Origin of the sequence: Streptomyces morookaense, assembly GCF_013030945.1 — a bacterium.
GTDB lineage: Bacteria > Actinomycetota > Actinomycetes > Streptomycetales > Streptomycetaceae > Streptomyces > Streptomyces morookaensis.
Map to the genome: position 1 here is coordinate 75,648 of NZ_JABBXF010000041.1, position 21,095 is coordinate 96,742.

The window sequence follows — 21,095 nt, forward strand, 5'->3', positions numbered from 1 at the left end:
CCCGGCCTGCACCCGACGACGAGGCTTCGCGCCCCTTCGGGGCACAGGCCCCCGCAGGGAAGCGGCTACGCCGCCCCGAACGCCGGCCGCTCCGGGTCCAGCACCGCCACCCCCGCCGTCGGCGACGACGCGGTGGCGAAGTGCCGCCGCGGAATCCGCCCGGCCCGATAGGCCAGCCGCCCGGCGTCAACCGCATGGCGCATGGCCTCCGCCATGAGCACCGGCTCCTGCGCCCGCGTCACCGCCGACGCGAGCATCACCGCCGAGCACCCCAGCTCCATCGCCAGCGCCGCATCCGACGCCGTGCCCGCGCCCGCGTCCAGGATCACGGGGACGGACGCCCGCTCCGTGATCAGCTGGAAGTTGTGCGGGTTGCGGATGCCCAGGCCGGAGCCGATGGGCGAACCCAGCGGCATGATCGCGGCGCAGCCGACGTCCTCCAGCTTGCGGGCCAGCACGGGGTCGTCGTTGGTGTACGGCAGCACGGTGAAGCCGTCGTCCACCAGGATCTCGGCGGCGTCCAGCAGCTCGATGGGGTCGGGCAGCAGCGTGCGCTCGTCGGCGATCACCTCCAGCTTGACCCACTCCGTGCCCAGCGCCTCCCGGGCCAGCCGGGCGGTCAGGACGGCCTCGCCGGCGGTGAAGCAGCCCGCCGTGTTCGGCAGCACCCGGATGTCGTGCCGTTCCAGGACGGACAGCACGGAGCCCTGCACGGTCGCGTCCAGCCGCCGCATGGCGACCGTGGTCAGCTCGGTGCCGGAGGCCAGCAGGGCGCGCTCCAGCACGTCCAGGCTGGGCGCACCCCCCGTGCCCATGATCAGGCGGGAGGTGAAGGGGGTGTCGGCGATGGTGAACAGATCGTCTGCCATCGGTCGGTCAGCCTCCCTGCACTGCGGTGAGGACCTCGACCCGGTCGCCGTCGGCGAGCGGGGTGGCCGGCCACTGGCCGCGTGGGACGACGGCCTCGTTGACGGCGGCGGCGACACCGCCCGGGGCGGTGGTGAGGGTGGCCACCAGCCCGTCCAGCGCGGTGCCCGCGGGCAGTTCGCGGTGTTCGCCGTTGACGCTGACCCGGACGGTGGTCGCGCGGGTGTTCCCGTCGGTGGTGGTCATGCGGACTGCTCCTGGAGTGCGGGGGCGAAGCGCCGGGGGGAGAAGGGGACGGCCTCGTCGGGCAGCCGGCCGGTGGTCAGCACCTCGGCCATCACGTCGCCGGTGAGCGGTGTGAGCAGCACGCCGTTGCGGTGGTGGCCGGTGGCCGCGAGCAGGCCCGGCAGCACGGTGGGACCGAGCATCGGGGCGTTGTCGGGGGAGCCGGGGCGCAGGGCGGCGCGGGTCTCCACGAGCGGCAGCTCCGTGATGCCCGGCACGAGTTCGTGGGCGTCGCGCAGCAGTTCGTAGACGCCGCCCGCGGTGACCGTGGTGTCCCAGCCGAGCTCCTCCGACGTGGCCCCGAGGACCAGTTCGCCGTTCTCGCGCGGCACCAGGTACACGTGCCCGCCGCGCACGACGGCCCGCACGGTGCGGGAGAGGAAGGGCGCGTACGCGTCCGGCACCCGCAGCCGCAGGATCTGGCCCTTGACCGGCCGCACCGGCGGCAGGGCCTCCTCCGGCAGACCCGCCAGGCGGCCGCTGCCGCTGCCCGCGGCCAGCACGGTGCGCCCCGCCGAGATCCGGGTCCCGTCGGCGAGTTCGGCCCCGGCCGCCCGGTCGCCGGCGAGCAGCGCACGGACGGCCCCGGCACGGTGGAAGGCCACCCCGGCGCGCTCACAGGCCGTCAGCAGCGCCCCGGCCAGCCGCCGCGGGTCGGTCTGGTGGTCGCCGTCGACCCGCAGCCCGCCCTGCACGCCCGGCGCCAGCATGGGCTCCAGGCGGCGGCACTCGCGCCCCGACAGCCACTCCGAGTCCAGCCCGGACCGCTGCTGCAGGGCGTGCAGTTCACGCAGGTGCGCCCGGTCGTCCGCGTCGAGCGCGACCGCGAGCGTGCCGCAGGCGCGGTAGCCGGTGTCCTGGCCGGAGGCCTCCTCCAGCTCGGCCGTGAAGTCCGGATAGCGGCGCGCGGAGGCCAGGTTGAGGGCGAGCAGCGCCTGCTCGCCGTAGTGCAGCTCGGTCACCGCGGCCAGCATCCCGGCGGCGACGACGGTCGCCCCCGCGCCGCCGGGCGCGGGGTCGGCGACCGCCGTGCGCAGCCCGCGCTGGGCGGCCCGCCAGGCGGTGACGAGACCGATGAGACCGCCGCCTATGACGAGGACGTCGTACGTCTCCGACATCCTCGGGGGCGCGGTGGAGGACACATGCATGGGCATCCAGCCCCTCCCTTCGCCGGCATGACCCGGATCAGGTTCGTACGGTCGGAGGCCGTCCAGCCTCCCTCTCAGCCCGGTCCGTCCGGGCTCCCGCGAGTGCTTTGCGAAGCCACCCTAGTACGCGCCGCGGACCGCCCGGAAGGGCGGCCGGGGGCCAGGGCCTCTCGTCGAATTCCCGCCTGCCCCGCGACGCCTGGCACGCACTCTCGCCGCACCGGGCGAAAGCCCGAGTACGCCCAGTACGAGGGCTTCCGCCCGGCGCGCCGAGAGCACGCACCAGACGCCGCGGGGCCGCCCTCCGGGCGACGACGGGAATTCGACGACAGGCCCTGGCGGGCGGCACCTGCGGTGACGCTGTGTCAGAGGTCTCGTCACCGGGTGCTCCGGCAGATGCCGTCCGCCGCCCTACAGTGAGCGGGTGAGCGAGCAGACGAAGACCGCAAGCGGCGGGCGCACCGTCGTCATCGCAGGCGCCGGCATGGCCGGGGTGCAGACCGCCGTCGCGCTGCGCGAGCAGGGCTGGGACGGGACCATCCGGCTGCTGGGCGCCGAGCCCCACGACCCCTACGACCGGCCGCCGCTGTCCAAGGCCGTCCTGCTCGGCAGGGCCGAGGGGTCGGCCTTCGCGGTGGACTTCGGTTCCCTGTCCATCGACCTGAGCCTCGGCGTCGAGGCCACCGGGCTGCGGCCGGACGAGCACGTGCTGGAGACCACCGCGGGCCCGCTGCCCTATGACGTCCTGGTGATCGCCACCGGCGCCGACCCCGTCTCCCTCCCCGGCAGCGCGGGCCTGCCCGGCGTGCACGTGCTGCGCACCCTGGACGACGCGGAGCGGCTGCGCCCGGTGCTGGCCGGGCAGCACGACGTCGTCGCCGTCGGGGCCGGCTGGATCGGCGCGGAGTTCGCCACGGCGGCCCGCGAGGCGGGCTGCCGGGTCACCGTGGTGGAGGCCGCGGACCGGCCGCTGGCGGGCGCGCTGCCCGCCGAGGTCGCCGCGCACATGACCGACTGGTACGCCCAGGCCGGCGCCCGGCTGCTCACCGGCACCGGCGTGGCGGCCCTGGAGCCCGGCGCCGTGGTGCTCGCCGACGGCACCCGGCTGCCGGCCGACGCCGTGGTCGTCGGCATCGGCGCCCGCCCGGCGACCGGCTGGCTGGCCGGCTCGGGCATCGAGCTCGCCGCGGACGGCTCCGTCGTCACCGACGACCGCCTGCACACCTCGCGGCCGGACGTCTACGCGGTCGGCGACTGCGCCTCCTTCCCCTCCGCCCGGTACGGGGAACGGCTGCTGGTGCACCACTGGGACAACGCCCTCCAGGGGCCGCGGACGGTCGCGGAGAACATCGTCCACGGCCCGGACGAGGCGCCGGTCTACGACCCGGTGCCCTACTTCTGGTCCGAGCAGTTCGGCCGGTTCGTCCAGTACGCGGGGCACCACGCCGCCGCCGACGAGATGATCTGGCGCGGCGACCCCGAGGGAGCCGCCTGGACGGTGTGCTGGCTGCGCTCGGGCGTCCTGGTCGCCCTGCTCGCCGTGGGCCGCCCGCGCGACCTCGCGCAGGGCCGACGGCTCATCGAACAGGGCGCCGCCCTGGACCGCGAAAAGGCGGCGGATGCATCGGTACCCCTGAAGGGGGCGGTGCTGACGGTCAGCGCCCCGTAGGGGGGGCGCGGGGAACTGCGCGACCAGCCCCCACCGACCCGCAGTCGACGCACCGCCCCCGGGGTCCGGGGCGCAGCCCCGGCCACCTCGGCTGCGGGCGCGTCGTGGTTGCTCGCGCAGTTCCCCGCGCCCCCTAACGGGGCGCCCGGCTTCCGGCTGTCGGTCCCGGATGGCAGGCTTGTCCCCGTGACCGAGATTGACGCAAAGATCGATGCTCTCGTCCCCGCGTGGCTGAACCTCCCCGACATCGCCGAAAAGCTCGGCGTCGAGGTGACGCGCGTGCGGCAGCTGGTCAAGGAGGGCCAGCTGATCGCCGTGCGCCGTGGTGAGAACCGAGTGCTCATGGTGCCCGCCGCCTTCATCGGCGAGGACAAGGTGGTCAAGGGCCTCGCCGGGACCCTGACCCTGCTGCGGGACGACGGCTTCAGCGACGAGGAAATGCTGGAGTGGCTCTTCACCCCGGACGACACCCTGCCCGGCACCCCCGCGCAGGCCCTGCGCGAGAATCGTGGGACGGAGGTGAAGCGCCGCGCCCAGGCGCTCGCCGTCTGACCGACCTCGCACATACCGTCCGCCGTACGGGCGCGGGCCGCATCGGCCCGCGCCCGTACGGCGCAAGACCCGGGGGAGAATCCCGAATGCCCGTCACCGCGCGCGAGCGGCTCGCCGATGCCCGGCTGTACCTGTGCACCGACGCGCGCAGGCGCCAGGGCGACCTGCCCGAGTTCCTGGACGCCGTGCTGGCGGCCGGTGTGGACATCGTCCAGCTGCGCGACAAGGGCATGGAGGCCGGCGAGGAGCTGGAGCACCTCGCGGTGTTCGCCGACGCCGCCCGCCGCCACGGCCGGCTCCTCGCGGTGAACGACCGCGCGGACGTCGCGCACGCCTCCCGCTCCGACGTGCTGCACCTCGGCCAGGGCGACCTGCCGGTGCCCGCCGCCCGGGCGATCCTCGGCGAGGACGTGCTGATCGGCCGTTCCACCCATGCGGAGGCGGAGGTCGACGCCGCCGTCGCCGAGCCCGGCGTGGACTACTTCTGCACCGGCCCCTGTTGGCCCACCCCCACCAAGCCGGGCCGGTACGCCCCGGGGCTCTCCCTGGTGCGCTACGCGGCGTCACTGGCGCCCGCCCGTCCCTGGTTCGCGATCGGCGGGATCGACGCGGGCAACCTCGACGAGGTGCTGGACGCGGGAGCCCGTCGGGTCGTGGTGGTGCGCGCCGTCACCGAGGCCGACGACCCGGGAGCCGCGGCCGCGGAGCTCGCGCGGCGGGTCCGGGAGCGCGCCGTGTGACCCCGGTGTCCACGGTGTGGACACTCGGCAGATGCTTCGCGGGGCGAAGCGGGCATATCGCAAATAGGGGTTTGGGGACCGCGTCCCCGCTGGTTAACTTGCCGGTATGGCCCTTGGCACTGCTTCCACCAGGACAGACCACGCACGGACCGTCCGTGAACTGCTCGCCTCCGGCGAGCGGTCGTACTCGTTCGAGTTCGCGGCACCGAAGAGCGAGAAGGGGGAGCGGACGCTGTGGAACGCCATCCGGCGCATCGAGGCCGTCGCCCCCACCTTCGTCTCCGTGACCTACGGCGCCGGCGGATCCTCCCGTGAGGGCACCGTCCGGGCCACCGAGCGGATCGCCACCGACACCACGCTCACCCCGGTCGCCCATCTGACGGCCGTCAACCACTCCGTCGCCGAACTGCGCAATGTCATCGGCCAGTACGCCGACGTCGGCATCCGCAACATGCTCGCGCTGCGCGGCGACCCGCCCGGCGACCCCATGGGCGAGTGGGTGCACCACCCCGACGGCATCCGGTACGCGGCCGACCTGGTGCGGCTCATCAAGGAGTCCGGCGACTTCTGCGTGGGCGTCGCGGCCTTCCCCGAGATGCACCCCCGTTCCACGGACTGGGAAACCGATGTCCGGTACTTCGTGGACAAATGCCGTGCGGGCGCCGACTTCGCCATCACCCAGATGTTCTTCTACCCGGAGGACTATCTGCGGCTCCGTGACCGGGTCGTGGCCGCGGGCTGTGACACTCCGATCATCCCGGAGATCATGCCGGTCACAAATGTGCGGCAGATCGAACGATTTGCTCAGCTCAGCAACGCCGCCTTCCCCCCGGCCCTGGCGGAGCGGATCCTCGCGGTGCAGGACGATCCGGCCGCTGTACGCTCGATCGGTATCGAGTACGCGACGGAGTTGTGTGCACGATTGATGGCCGAGGAGATTCCCGGGTTGCATTTCATTACCCTGAACCACTCCACGGCCACGTTGGAGATCTACGAGAATCTGGGACTGCACCAGCGGTCCTGACGGCCCGCCGGCGAACGGCGGCCGGTGAGAGGGGCGTTAATGGGCTGGACGGTCCTCTACATCGCGTTCGGCGTCGTCGCGCTGTGGCTGCTCGGCGAAGTGCTGCTGCAGTACAAGGCGCGACTGCGCTGGCGGCTGCTCGCCTTCGCCGGGTTCCTCGGCGTGGTCGCGGGCGTGGTCATCCCGTCGGTGGCGGTCATCGTCGTCGGTGCCCTGGCGTTCGCCGTGGGACAGACGTATGTGACGCTCTCGTTCCGCCGCGGCTTCGACAAGGGCTGGGCGGTCCGGCGGCGTTCGTCCCCCGCGAAGGGGAAGAGGGGCGGGCGCCGCAGGGGCAAGGGGGAACGTTCAGCTGCCCCTGCTCCTGCCCCTGTTCCTTCCTCTTCTCCCGAACCGACTCCGGCCGCCGCCTTCGCCGCAGAGGAGACCCAGGCGTTCCCGGCGGCTGCCATGGACGATGCCACGGCGGTGCTGATGCCCGATGCGCCGCTGCAGGCGGCACCGGACGCCGATGCGACGGCGGTGTACCCGGCGTACGGCGACGCCGGGCAGCAGCAACAGCCGCATCAGCAGCAACAGCCGTATGGCTACGGGCACGAGCACGGGCAGGAACAGCAGTACGCCGCGTACTCCGACCCGTACATCGGCAACCGGCAGCAGACATACGGGTCTTACGAGTCATACGAGACGCAGCAGGCGCCCTACGGGCAGCAACAGCAGTACGCGGCCGACACGTACGCCCCGCAGCACTACGACACGGACACCCCGCCGGGCGGTGTGTGGGTGCCGCAGCAGCGCGACACCGAGACGCCTCCGGCGGGGGAGCAGGGGTACGGCGGGCAGCAGTACCGGTACTGACCCCTGCCATGGCGCCCCTTCGGGGCGCGATGCTCACTGCGACCCGCGCCAGTCCGCACCCTCGACGACCAGGCCCGCCACCATCGCGCCCGACATCCCGGCGTGCGCCAGCCCGCCGCCCGGGTGGGCAAACCCTCCGGCCAGGTAGAGCCCCGGCAGGGACGTCGCGTTGGCAGGCCGCAGGAACCGCCCGTCCTGGCCCGCCAGGACGGGCGCCGGCACGCCGCCGCCCGCCGCCCCGGTCGCCGCCTCCGTGTCCGCGGGGGTGCGCACCACGCGCCACAACTCCCGCTCCCGCAGCCCCGGAACGGCCGCCTCCGCGGCCCGCACCATGCGGTCCGCGAGCTCGGCCGCCGTCCGCTCGTCCGACCAGTCCACACGGCCGCCGTGCGGCGCCACGGTCGCCGTGAGCGTCACCGCCTCGTGCTCCCCGTCCGGCCGCGTCGCCGGATCGTCGGGCCGCAGCACCGTCACCGTCGGCCGGCAGCCCGCCACGGGGCCCGTGCCGAACACCGCCTCCAACTCCGCCGCCCGGTCGTCCGTGTGCACCACCGTGCGGTGCACCACGCCCTCCGGCCGCGCCCCGCCGAGCGCCAGGAAGACGCTGAACCGCCCGGGCGGTACGGGACCGGGCGCCACCGGCGGCATCCCTTCCAGCCGCCCCGGGGCGACCCCGGACACCACCATGTCCGCCTCGACGACGCTGCCGTCGGCCAGCCGTACGCCGGCCGCGCGCCCGTCCTTCTCCACCAGCGCGACGGCCTCCGCGCCGAAGAAGAACTCCACCCTGCGCGCCACGCACCGTGCGTGCAGCGCCCGGGCGAGCCCGTGCATGCCGCCGCTCACGTACCAGCTGCCGAAGGTCTGTTCCATGTACGGCAGCACCGCCGCGCTCGCAGGGGCGGTGCGCGGGTCGAGACCGTAGGCCAGGGCATGGCTCTCCAGGAGCGCGGCCGGCCGCGGATCCTGCAACTCCCGCCCGGCCACGGCCGCCAGGGTGGGCGGCCCGCCGCGGCGCTGCCACCACCGCCGGGGCGGCACCGGATACGGATCCCGGCCCAGGGCGGGGACGCGCTCCGCGTGCAGCGGCTCCTCCAGCAGGGGGCGCCGCGTGGCGTCCCAGACCTCGCGCGCCCGGTTGACCAGGTCGCTCCAGCGCTCGCCCGCGCCGGGGCCGATCGCCTCGTCCAGCGCCTGGACGACGCCGGCGCGCGAGGCGTTGGGCAGGGAGACGTCCGTGCCGTCGGCGAAGAGGTGCCGGCTCGCCGGGTCCACCTGGGACATGGCGACGCACTGCTCCAGCGGCTCCTTGCCCGTCTTGACGAACAAGTCCCGGTAGACGGCGGGCAGATGCAGCAGCCCGGGGCCGGTGTCGAAGACGAACCCGTCCCGCTCGAACCGTCCCACTGCGCCGCCGGGGGTCTCCGCGCGCTCGTACACCGCCACCCGGTGGCCCGCGACGGCCAGCCGGGCAGCGGCTGCCATCGCGCCCATCCCGGCGCCGATCACCGCAATCCGTGCCATGGGAGCGACCTTATCGGCCCTCACCACTGCATTCTCCCGGGGGAAACCCCCGGACCCCCGGCCCGTTCCGGGCGGTTACGAGCCCGTCCGCTCGCCCTGCCACGCCCCGCCCACGTGCACGGGCGGCAGCCCGCGCAGCCGCTTCTCGTCCCGCCGCTCGCGCCGGCGCTGCAGGAAGCGGCGCACCCGCTTCCAGAGGACGACCACCACGGCGAGGCCCAGCGCCAGCAGCGTGCCCGCGATGCAGGCCGCGACGACCGGGTGGAACAGGGCGAAGACCACGAGCCCGGCGACCGCCAGGTCCTCCAGCAGGCTCACCACGATGTTGCTGGCGGGCTCCGGCGAGGCGTTGACGGCCATCCTGGTGCCCGCCTTGACCAGATGGCTCAGCAACGCGGCCGAGCCGCCCACCGCTCCGGCCGCCAGGTGCGACAGCGAGCCGTCCTGGCCCGCCAGCAGCGCGCCGACCACCGCACCGGCGACCGGCCGGATCACGGTGTGCACGGCATCCCACACCGTGTCGACGTAGGGAATCTTGTCGGCGACGGCCTCGCAGAGGAACAGCACGCCTGCCGCGATCAGCACGTCGGGCCGCTGCAGGGCCTCCGGTACCTGATCGCTGACACCGGTGGAGCCGAGAAGGCCGAGCAGCAGGACCACGGCATAGGCGTTGATCCCGCTCGCCCAGCCGCTGGTGAAAACCAAAGGGAGCACTGACACGCGCCGCATCGTAGCCCCGGCAGGGCCGGATGCTCACCTCGTGAGTACCCGTACTCAGACGCCGGGATGAGTATCCGCGCGGATGGGACGGGGTCCGCCGGGACGGCAGAGTGGGAGCCGCGGACGGAACGCGGCCGCCGGCACCGCCGACACGGGGTGGCGGAACGGCGGGGCGGGCCGGCGCACTCCGATGCGGTTCGCCCGCGCCCCGAAGGGGCGCGGGGAACTGCGCCGCACTCCGGCGAAGCGTCAGCCCCTCGGGCTGTCACCGCCGACGCGGCCCTGCAGCAGCCGCGACAGCGCCGAGTGCACCTCGTCGACCGACCGCTCCGGCTGGAACGACTGCCAGTCCAGCGCCGCCACGAGCACCATCCCGAACAGCGCGGACGCCGTCAGCGGAATGTCGATCTCCTCGCTCAGCTCGCCCGCGGAGATCGCCTTCCGCAGCACCGTCTCGATGACCGCGATCGCCTGCTGCCGCACCTGCATCAGCGTCGACTGCCACGCCCGGTTGGTGCGCCACAGCTCGGCCACGTACAGCTGGGTCAGCGCCGGGTAGGCGGAGATGAACTCCAGCCCGGCCCGGATCATCGCGTCCAGCGCGTCGACATTGCTGCCGCCGCGGGCGGCCGTCGCGTCGGCGGCCTGCTGGAGGGAGTCCGTCAGCAGCTCGATGCCGTGCCGCAGCAGCTCCTCGAAGAGGACGGTCTTGCTCGCGAAGTTGTAGTAGACCGTTCCCTTGGCGACTCCGGCCCGTTCGGCGATCTCGTCCACCGTCGTCGAGGAGAACCCCTGCTCGGCGATGAGGGTGACCGCCGCTTCGAAGAGCTTCCGCCGGGTGTTCATGCGGCGCGTACTGCTGCTTTCCATGACGGTGATTCTCCCTGTACGGACGGTGTCCTCGCTCACAGACTGAGCTCCGGGTGCAGCCGGTCCAACGACCAGACCTGCTTGCCGCGCGCCGCCCAGGCGGTCAGTGCGAGCGCGCCCACGGTGAACGCGGCCAGCACACCGCACGCCTGCCAGACGGGACCGAGCCCGCCGCCGCTGATGAGGCGGCGCAGCCCCTCGATGACGTAACTCATCGGCAGGTAGGGGTGGATGGCGTTGAAGAAGCCCGGACTGGTCTGCACGGGATACGTGCCGCCCGCGGACGTCAGCTGGAGCATCAGCAGCGCCAGGACGAGGATGCGTCCGGCCGGTCCGAAGCGTGCGTTGAGCCACTGCACGATGGAGGCGAAGCACGCGGTGACGAGGACGAGGAAGCCGACGGTCCCTGCGGCGCGTTCCATCTGCAGGCCCAGTCCCCAGTGCAGCACCGACAGCAGGGCGGCCACCTGCAGCACACCGATCGCCACCACCGGCAGCCAGCCGGCCAGCGCGATCCGCCAGGCCGGGGCGCCTGCGGCGAGCGCACGGCGGTTGAGCGGCTGCATCAGCATGTAGGCGACCATCGCGCCCACCCAGAGGGAGAGCGGGATGAAGTACGGGGCGAATCCGGTGCCGTAGTTGGGCGCCTTGTGCAACGCCTGCGAGGCGAGCTTGACCGGGTCGGCCATCACCTCGGTGCGGGCGTCGCGGTCGCTCTTGCCGTAGTCCGGAATCCTGGACACGCCGTCGTGCAGCCCACCGGCGAGCTTGGAGGAGCCGTCGGAGAGCTTGAACATGCCACCCTCCAACGAATCGGCGCCGTTGCGCAGCTTCCCGATCCCGTCGTCCAGCCCGGCAACACCGTCCTTGGCGTCGCCGAGGCCGCTGTGGAGCTGGCCGGCACCGTTGTGGAGCTTGGCAGCTCCGGAGGCGACCTGTTGGGCGCCGTTGTTGAGGGCGTTGACCTCGCGTACCGCGCCGTCGATGTCACTGGCCAGTGTGGGGGCCTTGTCGTGCAGCTTCTGGGCGGCCGACTGCAGAGCGTCCAACTGGGCGGGGAGCTTGTCGAGTGCGCCGTCCTTGTTGTTGACCAAGTCGTCGAGCGCCTGGGCGCTCTTCTTCGACTCCTCCGCGGCGAACACTGCCTTCTTGAGCTTCGTGCACCCGTCGTTCGACTGCGTCGTGGCCTTTTCGCAGAAGGCGGCGTAGGCGTCCTTCGTGGCAGTGAGTGCGAGATCGCTGCTTGCGACGAGCGCTGCCGTGGCCTTCGGCGTCGGCAGGTCGGCCAGGTGCTGCCGCACGTTCCCCGCCTCGTCGGCGACCTTGCCGGCCATCTTGCCGATGTCGGCGGCATTGTTCTTCAGGTACGTGGCATCGCTGCTCGACGCCGCGCCGTTCACCGCGTCCGCCAGCTTCTTGGTGCCGGCGGCAACCTGACCCGCCCCGTCCGCCAGGTCCCCCGACTTGGCGTCCAGCGTCCCGGCCCCGCTGTGCAGCTTGTCCACCCCGTCCTCGAGCTTGCCGCTTCCCTCCTTGGCCTGGCTGAGGCCGTTCTTGAGGTCGCCGGCGCCCTTCTCCGCCTTGCCGATGCCGTCGCCCAGCTGGTCGGCGCCGTCGGCCGCCTGCTTGGTCTTGTTGTGCAGGTCCGAGAAGGACACGAAGATCTTGTCGTAGAAGGACCGCGACGCGTTGCGCGACGCCGCCGCGCGGACCTCGGCGAAGACCGTGCGGGAGATCGAACCGACGATGTAGTTGTTCGCGTCGTTCGTACGGACCTGGAGCGCCCCGGTCTCGGGAGAGTTGCCCGAGCTGGAGGCGACCCGCTTGCTGAAGTCCGCGGGGATGGTGAGCGACAGGTAGTACTTGCCGCTCTCCAGGCCCTTGCGCGCGTCGGCGGCGCTGGTCTCCTCCCACTTGAAGGACGACTTGCTGCCGTGCAGGCCGTCGGCGATCGAGTCGCCGGCGGTGAGCTTCTTGCCGTCCACCGTGGCGCCCCGGTCGTCGTTGACCAGGGCCACCGGCACCTTGTCGAGCCGGCCATAGGGGTCCCAGAAGGACCACAGATACAGCGCGCCGTACAGCAGCGGCAGCAGCAGGAGCGCGACGAGCGCGGCGCGGGGCAGCTTGCCCCTGCCGAACCGCTTGAGCTCAAGCGCGGCCAGTTTCGGCGAACGCATGCGCCGCTCCCTTCGTCTCGTCGGTGCCGTCGGTCCTGACGACGAGTGCGCCCTCGGGCGCCTCGCTGCACACCGCCAGCACGGTCGTGCCGGTGTCCGCCACCGACCGCAGCAGCGCCCACGCCTGTGCGCGCTCCGCGTCGGAGAGCTTGAGGTCGGTGTCGTCCACGGCGATCAGCCGTGGGGTGCCGATGAGGGCCAGGGCCAGCGACAGCCGCAGGGCGGCGAGCCGTTCCAGTTCCCGTACGGGCGTCCGCCCGCCCTTCGGCAGGGCGGAGAGGTCCAGTCCGGCCGCGGTCACGGCCGCGTCGATGCGTGCCGCGGTCCGCGCCGCCCGCTCGGTGCGCGACCGCAGCAGGGCCAACGGCGAGCCGCCGAAGCGGAGTTGCAGCAGGGCGCGCTCGTGCAGGTGCTCGTCGACGGTCAGGGACGCGTCGAGCTCGGCGACTCCGGGGACGTGGGCCAGCGCGCTGATGCGCCGCACCGCGGCCATCTGCCGGGGCAGCGACAGGCCGCCCACCTCGGCGCTTCCCTCGCCCGTCCGCATACGGCCGGTGAGAGCGAGCAGCAGACAGGTGCGTCCAGAGCCGGACGGGCCCTGCACGGCGACGAGCGAACCGGGGAGCGCGTCGATGTCCACCCCGCGGAAGGCCCAGCCCCGCGGTCCCTTGACGCCGAGTCCCCGGGCCCTGATCGCCGCCCCCTGGCCGGGCGGGGCGCCCGTGGTGCTGTGCACGTGTACCTCCCTGCGATCTTGAACTGACCAGTCAGTCTAAAAACTGTAGCGCGCACCTTCCCAGGCCCGGGAGAGGGGGGTGCCCCATACGGCATCTGTGCAGGTCGAGGCGATTGTCAGTGGGGTGCCCCACGATGAGCACAGACGGCGGCCCCGCCCCGCATGCGGATTGCCGCCCCGACGAAGGAGGTTCGTCATGGCCGGCATCGCGAACGACGTCCACCCCGTGCTCCGCCGTGCCGTCGCTCCCCCCGCCGCCCTCGACCTGCTCGCCCAGGCCCGCGAGGGCCTGCAGGAGGCCGCCGCCCTCGACGCCCCCCACGAGCGGTACGCCACGGCCCACCTCGCCGCGCTGCGCACGGCCGCCGCCGTGCTGGCCGTGCGCGCCCGCCCCGAGGTGCCCGCGCGCCGCCGGCGCATCCGCAGCGCCTGGGAGCTGCTCCCGGAGGTCGCTCCCGAACTGGCCGAGTGGAGCGCCCTGTTCGCCTCCGGCGCGGCCCGCAGGGCCCGGGCGGAGGCGGGCATACGCTCCGCCGCGAGTGCGCGGGACGCGGACGATCTGGTGCGCGATGCGGCGATGTTCCTGCGCCTGGTCGAGCGGATGCTCGTGCTCCGGGCCGACCGCCCCGGGCGCGGGTGACTGTGATCGATCCGCCGGACAGGCAATAGGCTGGGCCTCACCGACATCAGTCATCCGCCGAGGAGCCACCCGCCGTGTCAGACCAGCTCCGCCCCCGGGCGTCCCTGCGTACCGCCGTGGTCTGGGAGGTCCTGAGGGACGCCCTGGACCGCCGTGCCAAGGCCGCCGGCCGGGATGCCCTGGAGATCCTCGACACCGGCGGCGGCTCCGGCAAGTTCGCGGTGCAGGCCGCCCGGCTCGGCCACCGCGTCACCGTCGTCGACCCCAACCCCAACGCGCTGTTCGCGCTGGAGCGCCGGGCCACCGAGGCGGGCGTCGCCGACCTGGTGCGCGGGGTGCAGGGCGATGCCCTCGGCCTGTTCGACGTGGTCGAGCGCGGTGCCTACGACGCGGTGCTGTGCCACGGCGTCCTGGAGTACGTGGACGACCCCGCCGAGTGCGTCCGCAACGTGGTCGCCGCGCTGCGCCCGGCCGGCACGCTCAGCCTGCTCGCTGCCGGCCTCGGCGGTGCCGTGCTCGCCCGTGCCCTCGCCGGCCATTTCGACGAGGCCCGCCAGGCCCTGACCGACCCCACGGGCCACTGGGGCCCCGGCGACCCGGTCCTCCGCCGCTTCACCGCCGACCAGCTGTCGGCGCTGGCCGCCGAGGCGGGCCTGGAGGTCGCCTCGGTGCACGGGGTGCGTGTCTTCGCCGACCTGGTGCCCGGTGTGCTGGTCGACGCCGAGCCCGGCGCCATGGACGCCCTGTTCCGTCTCGAGGCCGCCGCGGCCGAGCTGCCCGCCTTCCACTCGGTGGCCACTCAGCTGCACGTCCTGGCCGAGCGCGGCTGACCGCACGCAGCCGGGCACAGGCCACCCGATCAGCCCGTTCGCCCCGTATGATCGGGGGCACGGTCCGGCATGGCCGATGGCCGGACAGGGAATGTACGTCCCGACGCCGCCGGTCCCCCCATGGGGGAACGGGCGGGCGAATTGGCGCAGAGGGGCGGGTTTCACGGGGGCGATTCCCTGCCTATCCTGAAAGGGTCGCACCCCGGTCGCACCCCCGCGACCGACGAGTAGGAGGACTCCGTGCCGCTCTCGGAGCACGAGCAGCGCATGCTCGAGCAGATGGAGCGAGCGCTGTACGCCGAAGATCCCAAGTTCGCGACAGCGCTCGAGGGCAGCGGCCTGCGCACGTACACCCGGCGACGGGTCTACCAGGCGGTCGCGGGTTTTCTGGTGGGCATCGGGCTCCTGATGGCCGGAATGGTGGCCCAGCGGATCTGGATCAGCGTGGCGGGCTTCCTCGTCATGCTGGCGTGCGCCGTGCTCGCGGTCACGGGCTGGCGCAAGGCGCCCCGGCCCGGTGCGCAGCAGGGCCCCGGGGGAATGGTGCGGCGCCCGGCCGCCGGCCGGCGCCGGAGCATGATGGACAGGATCGAGGCGCGCTGGCAGCGCCGCCGCGACGAGCAGGGCCACTAGTCAACGGCCCGCCGGGGCAGAGGATTTCGCGGGAGGCCGGGGCATGACGCCCCGGCCTCCCGCGTTCGCGGCACCCCGTCAGGGGCGCGGGGAACTGCGCGAGCAACCACGACGCACCCGCAGTCGAGGCACCCGGGGCTGCGCCCCGGACCCGTGGGGTGGTGCATCCACCTGCGGGCCGGTGGGGGCTGGTCGCGCAGTTCCTCCCCCAGCTACCGCTGGGGGTGCCCCCAGCGCCCCTGACGGGGCGCGCCGCAACCGAGCCGGCACCGTTGCCAGCCGCGCAGCGAGCCCCCACCGCAGGCGGGCCGCCGAGCGCGGGGCCAGGGCCGCCCGGAGGCGCACGCTGCGAGGCGCCGTGGCGTGCAGGCCGGCCCGTACACGCTCGGCGTCGGCCGCCGGGTCGCCGACCGGGCGGGGGTCCGGTGCGTACAGCGTCTGCTCGACCGCCGTGGCCAGCCGAACCGCCGCCTCGGCCGCCGCGGCGTCCAGGCCCGCGGTGCGCACGATGCGGGCCGCCGTGTTCCGCGGGGTCCGGGACTCGTCCGGCGGGATGCCGTAGTCCCAGGCGGAGTCGGTCATCTCCCGCCACGCGGCGAGCGTGCCCCGGCGGAGCCGCCGGGCCCGTACCCGGCGCCGCCACAGCGGGGGCACGACGGGCAGGACCAGCGCGGCCAGCGCGGCGGCCACCACGACCGCGGTCGTGAGCGGCAACGGGCCGCCGCCCCCGCCGTCCGCGTCCGCCCCCAGCACCTGGGCCCGGCACGCGCCCAGCCGCCGCTCCTGCGGCGGACAGGCGTCGCCGGCCGAAGGGGCCGCCGAAGGGGCTCCGGCGTGGCTCGGCAGCGGTGCCGGTGCGCCGGGGCCGTCGGTCGTGGGGGCCCGGCCGAGCGAGTACTCGGGCTGGCTGCCCCGGGTCGGCGTGGGCTCGAAGCGGGTCCAGCCCGCGCCCTCGAAGTACAGCTCCGGCCAGGCGTGCGCGTCCTTGGAGCCGACGGACACCGAGCCGTCCGGCTGCGGTGTGCCGGGGGTGAAGCCGACCGCCACCCGAGCGGGGATGCCCAGGGTGCGCGCCATCGCCGCCATCGAGAAGGCGAAGTGGACGCAGAAACCCTGCTTTTCCTCCAGGAACCTGACGATGGCGTTGCTGCCGCCGCCGGTCTGCACCTGCGTGTCGTAGCGGAAACCGCCGTTCGCGGAGAACCAGTCCTGGAGCTTCACCGCCTGCTGGTACGCGTTCGCCGCCCCCGCGGTCACCGTGCGCGCCGTCTGCGCGACCACGCCGGGCAGCGAGGCGGGCACCCGCGTGTAGGCGCGCAGGAGTTGCTCCGGGGGAGCGGGCGCCGTGGCGAGCTGGGCCGCGGTCGGTTCCACGAGCAGGCTGGAGACCTGGTAGCGCAGGCCGCGCGTGCTCTGCCCGTGGTCGCCGACGAGGGCCCGCCCCTCCGGTTCGTAGCGCCACTGGCCGCCGACGAGGACCCGCTCGGCCGGGTACGGCATCGGGAGGTAGGTCTGGCCGTACGTTCCGGCCGCCGCGACCGAGGTGTTGACGGGGTCGGTGCGCACCGCGGGCGACAGCCCGGCAGGTGTCGGCAGCGGGTCCGGCACGTCCGTGACGCGGCGCTCGGAGGCCCGCCACGAGGATCCGTCGAACCAGTCGAGCGCCACGATGCGCAGGTACAGGTCCTGGGTGTTGTCGCTGGAGGTGCGGTAGCGCAGGACCTCGCGGTTCTCCGGCTGGTTGAGGCTGTTCTGCAGCGAGACCAGCGGGTTGACCGCGGAGATGGTGCCGCCGTCGCCGCCGGGTCCGTCGCCGGCGCCGTGCGCCTGGAGCAGTCCCTCGTCGATCGACGGCAGTGCGGCCGGCACGGCCAGGGCGATGCCGAGCGCGACCGCGCCGATGCGGCGGCCGGTGCGGACGGCGGCCGGCGGGCGGCCGGCATCGCCGGGGCGGCCGCCGCCGAGGACCCGGCCCCAGCGCGTGAGCCGGTCCCGGCCCTCGGCCAGGAGCAGCAGCAGGTACCCGGCGGCCGCAGCGAGGAACCACAGCCAGTGGCCGCCGCCGCGGCCCAGCCCGGCGCCGATGGAGTAGAGCGCCAGCAGCGGCAGTCCGGCGGGCGCGGCGCTGCGGAAGGTGACCGCCAGCGCGTCGACCGCGAGGCCCACCGCCAGCACACCGCCGACCAGCAGCAGCCTGAGCGACTGGGTCGTCGGCGCGGGGATGGCGTACCGCCCGACGTCGTCGGCGCCCTCCTGGAGCAGCTGTCCGAACTCGCGGAAGACGTCCGGTCCGGGCAGCAGCCCGCCGACGGCCTGCTGTTGTGCGAAGACGAGCGTGAGCAGCAGCAGTGCCGCGAGCGCCTGCAGGGCCACCGTCAGCCACCGGCGGAGCGGCACCCGGCGGGCGAGGGCGCCCACCGCCGTCTGGATCGAGAGCAGCAGTGCGGCCTGCACGATCCAGCCGGGCCGGTCGACGAGCGGCAGCAGTGCGCAGGCCGCTGCGAGCGTGGCCACCACGCTGCACACCGCGAGCCGTGCCTGTCCGCTCATGACGCCCGCTCCGGGACCGGGCCGGGGGAGCCCGCCATATGCCACAGCCCGGGCAGCGAGGCCCCCGGGGCGACCGGCAGCGCCGTCCAGCCCGCGTCGCGCAGCAGGCGCAGCGACCGGTCCGGGGCGACCGTCGCGCCCGTCCACACCGCGGGGTCGAGCACGAAGGCGACGGCCGTGCTGCTGTGGTGCCGCATCCGGGCCGCCACCTCCGCCTGCTGTTCGTCGAGTTCGCCGAAGAAGGCCACCAGCAGCCCTGCGGTTCCCGCGCGCAGCGCGTCGTAGGCGGCTTCGAGGCCGGTGCTCTCGGAGTGGTCCACGACGGCGAGGACGTCGAGCAACACCCCGGCGGCGTCGGCGGAGTCGCCGGTGGCACCGGGCACCGCGCTGCCGCTGTCGGTCAGCAGCCGTACGGAGAAGCCCCGTTCGAGCAGGTGCACCGCGGCCGAGGCGGCGCCGGAGACCGCCCATTCGAAGGCGGCATCGGGGCCCACGCCCGCGTAGGCGGTGCCCCGGGTGTCCAGCAGCACGGTGGCGTGGGCGCGTTGGGGCTGTTCCTCGCGGCGCACCATCAGCTCGCCGTGGCGTGCGGTGGAGCGCCAGTGGACGCGGCGCAGGTCGTCGCCGTGCCGGTAGCCGCGGGGCAGCACGTCGTCCTCGCCGGCCAGGGCGAGCGAGCGCAGCCGCCCGTCCCCGTGCCCGGTGGCCTCGCCGCCGAGGCGCACCGGAGGGAGCGGTTCGACGCGCGGGACTACGGTGAGCGTGTCGTGCGTGCCGAAGCCGCGGGTCAGTTCGCACATGCCGAACGGGTCGGACAGGCGCAGCTGGAGGGGCCCCATCGGGTAGCGTCCGCGCAACTCGGCGCGGACGCGGTAGGACACCTCGCGCCGGCCGCCCGGCTCGATGCGGTCCAGGACGAAGCGGGGGCGCGGGCCGAGGACGTAGGGGACGCGGTCCTGCAGCAGCAGCACACCGGTGGGCAGCCGGGAGACGTTGTCGACGCACAGCTGCACCCGGGCCTCCTGCGCGGCGCTCACCCGCGCCGGGGACAGCGCGCGGCTGCCGGCGACCCGGTGCCGGGTGCGGTGCAGGACGAGCACGCACACCAGGGGCAGGACGGCCAGCAGCAGTCCGACCCGCAACAGGTCGGCCTGGCCGAGGACATAGGCGCACCCGGCGGCGGCGACTCCCGCGGCCAGGAACGAGCGGCCCCGGGTGGTGAGCCCGCCGAGCGCCGCCCGCACCCCGCCGGACGCCCCGTGACCGGGCGCCCCGTAAGGGGCGCGGGGCAGCGACATATGCGGCTCCGCCGCGTGGGCGCGATCGGCCACGGACGACCCGCAGTCGAAGCACCGCCCTTGGGGGCACCTCCCGGCGGTGGCCGGACAAACGGGGCGCCCGCGGTCCTGCGGACCGCCCGCCGACATCACACCCTCCGCGCGCCCGGCGGCTGTTGGCCGAACGGGTCGGGCACCGGGGTGCGCTGGAGGATGTCGAGCACGACCTGTTCGGCCGTGCGCCGGTTCAACTGGGCCTGGGCGCTGGGCAGCAGCCGGTGCGCGAGCACCGCCACGGCCAGCGACTGCACATCGTCGGGCAGCGCGAACTCCCGGCCCGCCAGGGCCGCGGCGGCCTTGGCCGCCCGCAGCAGGTGCAGCGTCGCGCGCGGCGACGCGCCGAGTCTGAGCTCCGGGTGCTGCCGGGTGGCGGCGACCAGGTCCACCGCGTACCGCCGGACCGGCTCGGCCACGTGGACCGCGCGGACGGCCTCGGTCAGCTTGACGATCTCGTGGGCGTGCGCGACCGGTTGGAGATCGTCCAGCGGCGAGGGCCCGCCGTGCACGTCCAGCATCCGCAGCTCGGCCTCGGGGCTGGGGTAGCCCATGGACACCCGGGCCATGAAACGGTCGCGCTGGGCCTCGGGCAGCGGGTAGGTGCCCTCCATCTCCACGGGGTTCTGCGTGGCCACCACCATGAAGGGCGCGGGGAGTTCGTAGGTGTGCCCGTCGACGGTGACCTGCTGCTCCTCCATCGACTCCAGCAGCGCGGACTGCGTCTTGGGCGAGGCGCGGTTGATCTCGTCGCCGATGACGATCTGGGCGAAGACCGCACCGGGCTTGAACTCGAACTCCTGCCGCTGCTGGTCGTAGACGCTCACGCCGGTGATGTCCGAGGGCAGCAGGTCGGGCGTGAACTGGATGCGCCGCACCGAGCAGTCGACCGACCGCGCCAGCGCCTTGGCCAGCATCGTCTTGCCGACGCCCGGCACGTCCTCGATGAGCAGGTGCCCCTCGGCGAGCAGGACGGTCAGCGAGAGCCGTACGACCTCGGGCTTGCCCTCGATCACCGTCTCGACCGACCGGCGGATCCGGTCCGCCGTCGCGCTCAGCTCCCCCAGGCCCGCTCGTTCGTCATACGTCGTCACCCGGCCCTCCTCGGCCCGACACCGGGGCCGTCGTCCTCGGTGCGGACCGGCCCTCCCCTGAACACGGACACCGCACCCGCGGCTGCGGGGGCGGTGCCGTACACGCATTGTGTCCGTCCGTGCGCCGTCGCGTCAGCGCCTGTGGACAACCCGGCCATTCAGGGGCGGGGGTCGATCTCGCGCAGCAGGCCCGTCGTCACGTCGAAGACGAAGCCGCGCACGTCGTCGCGGTGGGGCAGGAACGGGGAGGTACGCACGCGCTGCATCGACTGGCGCACGTCCTGGTCGAGGTCCTTGAACGCCTCGACCGCCCAGGCCGGCCGCTGGCCGACCTCGGCCTCGATCTCGTGGCGGAAGTCCTCGGTCAGGTCGAGCAGGCCGCAGCCGGTGTGGTGGATGAGGACGACGGACCGGGTGCCGAGCGCGCGCTGGCTGATGGTCAGGGAGCGGATGATGTCGTCGGTGACGACGCCTCCGGCGTTGCGGATGGTGTGGCAGTCGCCGAGTTCCAGGCCTAGGGCGGCGTGCAGGTCGATGCGGGCATCCATGCAGGCGACGACGGCGACCTTGAGGACGGGACGGGCGTCCATGCCCGGGTCCTTGAACGCATCGGCGTACTTCGCATTGGCCTGAACCAGACGGTCCGTGACCGTGAGGTCCGTGTCGGCGGGGCCGGAGCCGGGGGTCTGCGGGTGGGGCGTGGATATCGGCATAGCCATGAAGGTAGTCGGCGACCGGCCACGACGCACGCGAGAGGTGACGCGCTCGCCGGTTGGTTGACCGAAGGGACGAGTGGACTAAAGTGGCGCGAAGTGGGAGGCGTGACGCTCCCCGTGGAACCGAATGA

Annotated in this window: 20 protein-coding genes and 1 riboswitch; of the genes, 8 read left to right on the plus strand and 12 right to left on the minus strand. The window is 73.9% G+C overall.

What is annotated here, in order from left to right:
- Nucleotides 1-65: 65 nt before the first annotated feature.
- The 3 genes from HG542_RS18910 to thiO all read right to left on the minus strand — a co-directional run bounded on the left by HG542_RS18910 (nt 66) and on the right by thiO (nt 2,306).
- Nucleotides 66-869, minus strand: coding sequence for a thiazole synthase (locus tag HG542_RS18910; RefSeq protein ID WP_171082974.1), 804 nt, complete (start codon nt 867-869; stop codon nt 66-68).
- 7 nt (nt 870-876) lie between these two features.
- Nucleotides 877-1,113, minus strand: coding sequence for a sulfur carrier protein ThiS (gene thiS / locus HG542_RS18915; RefSeq protein ID WP_171082976.1), 237 nt, complete (start codon nt 1,111-1,113; stop codon nt 877-879).
- Nucleotides 1,110-2,306 (minus strand): glycine oxidase ThiO, encoded by a 1,197-nt coding sequence (gene thiO, locus HG542_RS18920; RefSeq protein ID WP_227725130.1) that lies wholly within the window; start codon nt 2,304-2,306, stop codon nt 1,110-1,112. The genes thiS and thiO overlap by 4 nt, the downstream gene beginning before the upstream one ends.
- A riboswitch (TPP riboswitch) is annotated at nt 2,298-2,410 on the minus strand. It overlaps the preceding gene by 9 nt.
- Nucleotides 2,411-2,724: 314 nt before the next feature.
- On the opposite strand from thiO, the gene HG542_RS18925 reads away from it, so the two are divergent.
- The 5 genes from HG542_RS18925 (at nt 2,725) to HG542_RS18945 (ending at nt 7,143) form a co-directional block, all read left to right on the plus strand.
- Nucleotides 2,725-3,969 (plus strand): NAD(P)/FAD-dependent oxidoreductase, encoded by a 1,245-nt coding sequence (locus tag HG542_RS18925; protein ID WP_171082978.1) that lies wholly within the window; start codon nt 2,725-2,727, stop codon nt 3,967-3,969.
- A gap of 186 nt (nt 3,970-4,155) precedes the next feature.
- The gene (locus HG542_RS18930) at nt 4,156-4,521 is read left to right on the plus strand and encodes an Rv2175c family DNA-binding protein (RefSeq protein ID WP_171082981.1); all 366 of its coding nucleotides are present in this window, start codon (nt 4,156-4,158) and stop codon (nt 4,519-4,521) included.
- 86 nt (nt 4,522-4,607) lie between these two features.
- Nucleotides 4,608-5,261: a thiamine phosphate synthase gene (gene thiE, locus HG542_RS18935; protein ID WP_171082983.1), complete on the plus strand. Its 654-nt coding sequence runs from the start codon at nt 4,608-4,610 to the stop codon at nt 5,259-5,261.
- Between the two features lie 106 nt (nt 5,262-5,367).
- Nucleotides 5,368-6,285, plus strand: a complete 918-nt coding sequence (metF, locus tag HG542_RS18940) for a methylenetetrahydrofolate reductase [NAD(P)H] (RefSeq protein ID WP_171082985.1) — start codon at nt 5,368-5,370, stop codon at nt 6,283-6,285.
- Nucleotides 6,286-6,324: 39 nt separating this feature from the next.
- Nucleotides 6,325-7,143: a hypothetical protein gene (locus HG542_RS18945; RefSeq protein WP_171082986.1), complete on the plus strand. Its 819-nt coding sequence runs from the start codon at nt 6,325-6,327 to the stop codon at nt 7,141-7,143.
- A gap of 33 nt (nt 7,144-7,176) precedes the next feature.
- Here HG542_RS18945 and HG542_RS18950 read toward each other — a convergent pair whose 3' ends face one another.
- From HG542_RS18950 to HG542_RS18970, 5 genes are all read right to left on the minus strand, one after another.
- Nucleotides 7,177-8,667 carry a phytoene desaturase family protein gene (locus tag HG542_RS18950; RefSeq protein WP_171082988.1) on the minus strand — a complete coding sequence of 497 codons (1,491 nt, stop codon included), beginning with the start codon at nt 8,665-8,667 and terminating at the stop codon, nt 7,177-7,179.
- Nucleotides 8,668-8,742: 75 nt separating this feature from the next.
- Nucleotides 8,743-9,387, minus strand: coding sequence for a DUF4126 domain-containing protein (locus HG542_RS18955; protein WP_171082990.1), 645 nt, complete (start codon nt 9,385-9,387; stop codon nt 8,743-8,745).
- A 249-nt stretch (nt 9,388-9,636) separates the two neighbouring features.
- Entirely contained in the window at nt 9,637-10,257 is a 621-nt protein-coding gene (locus HG542_RS18960) for a TetR/AcrR family transcriptional regulator (RefSeq protein WP_171082992.1), read from the minus strand.
- A 35-nt stretch (nt 10,258-10,292) separates the two neighbouring features.
- Nucleotides 10,293-12,434, minus strand: a complete 2,142-nt coding sequence (locus HG542_RS18965) for a YhgE/Pip family protein (RefSeq protein ID WP_171082995.1) — start codon at nt 12,432-12,434, stop codon at nt 10,293-10,295.
- The gene (locus HG542_RS18970; protein WP_171082997.1) at nt 12,406-13,170 is read right to left on the minus strand and encodes an ATP-binding cassette domain-containing protein; all 765 of its coding nucleotides are present in this window, start codon (nt 13,168-13,170) and stop codon (nt 12,406-12,408) included. The genes HG542_RS18965 and HG542_RS18970 overlap by 29 nt, the downstream gene beginning before the upstream one ends.
- Nucleotides 13,171-13,366: 196 nt before the next feature.
- On the opposite strand from HG542_RS18970, the gene HG542_RS18975 reads away from it, so the two are divergent.
- The 3 genes from HG542_RS18975 (at nt 13,367) to HG542_RS18985 (ending at nt 15,273) form a co-directional block, all read left to right on the plus strand.
- On the plus strand, nt 13,367-13,810 hold the full coding sequence (locus HG542_RS18975) for an SAV_6107 family HEPN domain-containing protein (RefSeq protein ID WP_171082999.1): 444 nt from the start codon (nt 13,367-13,369) through the stop codon (nt 13,808-13,810).
- Nucleotides 13,811-13,884: 74 nt separating this feature from the next.
- Complete coding sequence (locus HG542_RS18980) at nt 13,885-14,640, plus strand: methyltransferase domain-containing protein (RefSeq protein WP_171083002.1); 756 nt, start codon at nt 13,885-13,887, stop codon at nt 14,638-14,640.
- A gap of 240 nt (nt 14,641-14,880) precedes the next feature.
- On the plus strand, nt 14,881-15,273 hold the full coding sequence (locus tag HG542_RS18985; RefSeq protein ID WP_171083003.1) for an SCO2097 family morphological protein: 393 nt from the start codon (nt 14,881-14,883) through the stop codon (nt 15,271-15,273).
- A gap of 78 nt (nt 15,274-15,351) precedes the next feature.
- Here the strand turns inward: HG542_RS18985 and HG542_RS18990 are convergent, their stop codons facing one another.
- From HG542_RS18990 to HG542_RS19005, 4 genes are all read right to left on the minus strand, one after another.
- Nucleotides 15,352-17,823 (minus strand): transglutaminase TgpA family protein, encoded by a 2,472-nt coding sequence (locus tag HG542_RS18990; RefSeq protein WP_171083004.1) that lies wholly within the window; start codon nt 17,821-17,823, stop codon nt 15,352-15,354.
- Nucleotides 17,820-19,121: a DUF58 domain-containing protein gene (locus HG542_RS18995; protein WP_171083007.1), complete on the minus strand. Its 1,302-nt coding sequence runs from the start codon at nt 19,119-19,121 to the stop codon at nt 17,820-17,822. The genes HG542_RS18990 and HG542_RS18995 overlap by 4 nt, the downstream gene beginning before the upstream one ends.
- A gap of 128 nt (nt 19,122-19,249) precedes the next feature.
- Nucleotides 19,250-20,248 (minus strand): AAA family ATPase, encoded by a 999-nt coding sequence (locus HG542_RS19000; RefSeq protein ID WP_171083009.1) that lies wholly within the window; start codon nt 20,246-20,248, stop codon nt 19,250-19,252.
- A gap of 158 nt (nt 20,249-20,406) precedes the next feature.
- Nucleotides 20,407-20,961 (minus strand): beta-class carbonic anhydrase, encoded by a 555-nt coding sequence (locus HG542_RS19005; RefSeq protein WP_171083010.1) that lies wholly within the window; start codon nt 20,959-20,961, stop codon nt 20,407-20,409.
- Nucleotides 20,962-21,095 lie beyond the last annotated feature (134 nt).

What these genes read in the sequence shown, in the direction of transcription:
- HG542_RS18965 (WP_171082995.1), bottom strand. Translation starts at nt 12,434, where the DNA reads ATGCGTTCGCCGAAACTGGCCGCGCTTGAGCTCAAGCGGTTCGGCAGG.
- HG542_RS18975 (WP_171082999.1), top strand. Translation starts at nt 13,367, where the DNA reads ATGGCCGGCATCGCGAACGACGTCCACCCCGTGCTCCGCCGTGCCGTC.
- thiS (WP_171082976.1), bottom strand. Translation starts at nt 1,113, where the DNA reads ATGACCACCACCGACGGGAACACCCGCGCGACCACCGTCCGGGTCAGC.
- HG542_RS18960 (WP_171082992.1), bottom strand. Translation starts at nt 10,257, where the DNA reads ATGGAAAGCAGCAGTACGCGCCGCATGAACACCCGGCGGAAGCTCTTC.
- HG542_RS18950 (WP_171082988.1), bottom strand. Translation starts at nt 8,667, where the DNA reads ATGGCACGGATTGCGGTGATCGGCGCCGGGATGGGCGCGATGGCAGCC.
- metF (WP_171082985.1), top strand. Translation starts at nt 5,368, where the DNA reads ATGGCCCTTGGCACTGCTTCCACCAGGACAGACCACGCACGGACCGTC.
- HG542_RS18945 (WP_171082986.1), top strand. Translation starts at nt 6,325, where the DNA reads ATGGGCTGGACGGTCCTCTACATCGCGTTCGGCGTCGTCGCGCTGTGG.
- HG542_RS18910 (WP_171082974.1), bottom strand. Translation starts at nt 869, where the DNA reads ATGGCAGACGATCTGTTCACCATCGCCGACACCCCCTTCACCTCCCGC.
- HG542_RS18995 (WP_171083007.1), bottom strand. Translation starts at nt 19,121, where the DNA reads ATGTCGCTGCCCCGCGCCCCTTACGGGGCGCCCGGTCACGGGGCGTCC.
- thiO (WP_227725130.1), bottom strand. Translation starts at nt 2,306, where the DNA reads ATGCCCATGCATGTGTCCTCCACCGCGCCCCCGAGGATGTCGGAGACG.
- thiE (WP_171082983.1), top strand. Translation starts at nt 4,608, where the DNA reads ATGCCCGTCACCGCGCGCGAGCGGCTCGCCGATGCCCGGCTGTACCTG.
- HG542_RS18990 (WP_171083004.1), bottom strand. Translation starts at nt 17,823, where the DNA reads ATGAGCGGACAGGCACGGCTCGCGGTGTGCAGCGTGGTGGCCACGCTC.
- HG542_RS19005 (WP_171083010.1), bottom strand. Translation starts at nt 20,961, where the DNA reads ATGCCGATATCCACGCCCCACCCGCAGACCCCCGGCTCCGGCCCCGCC.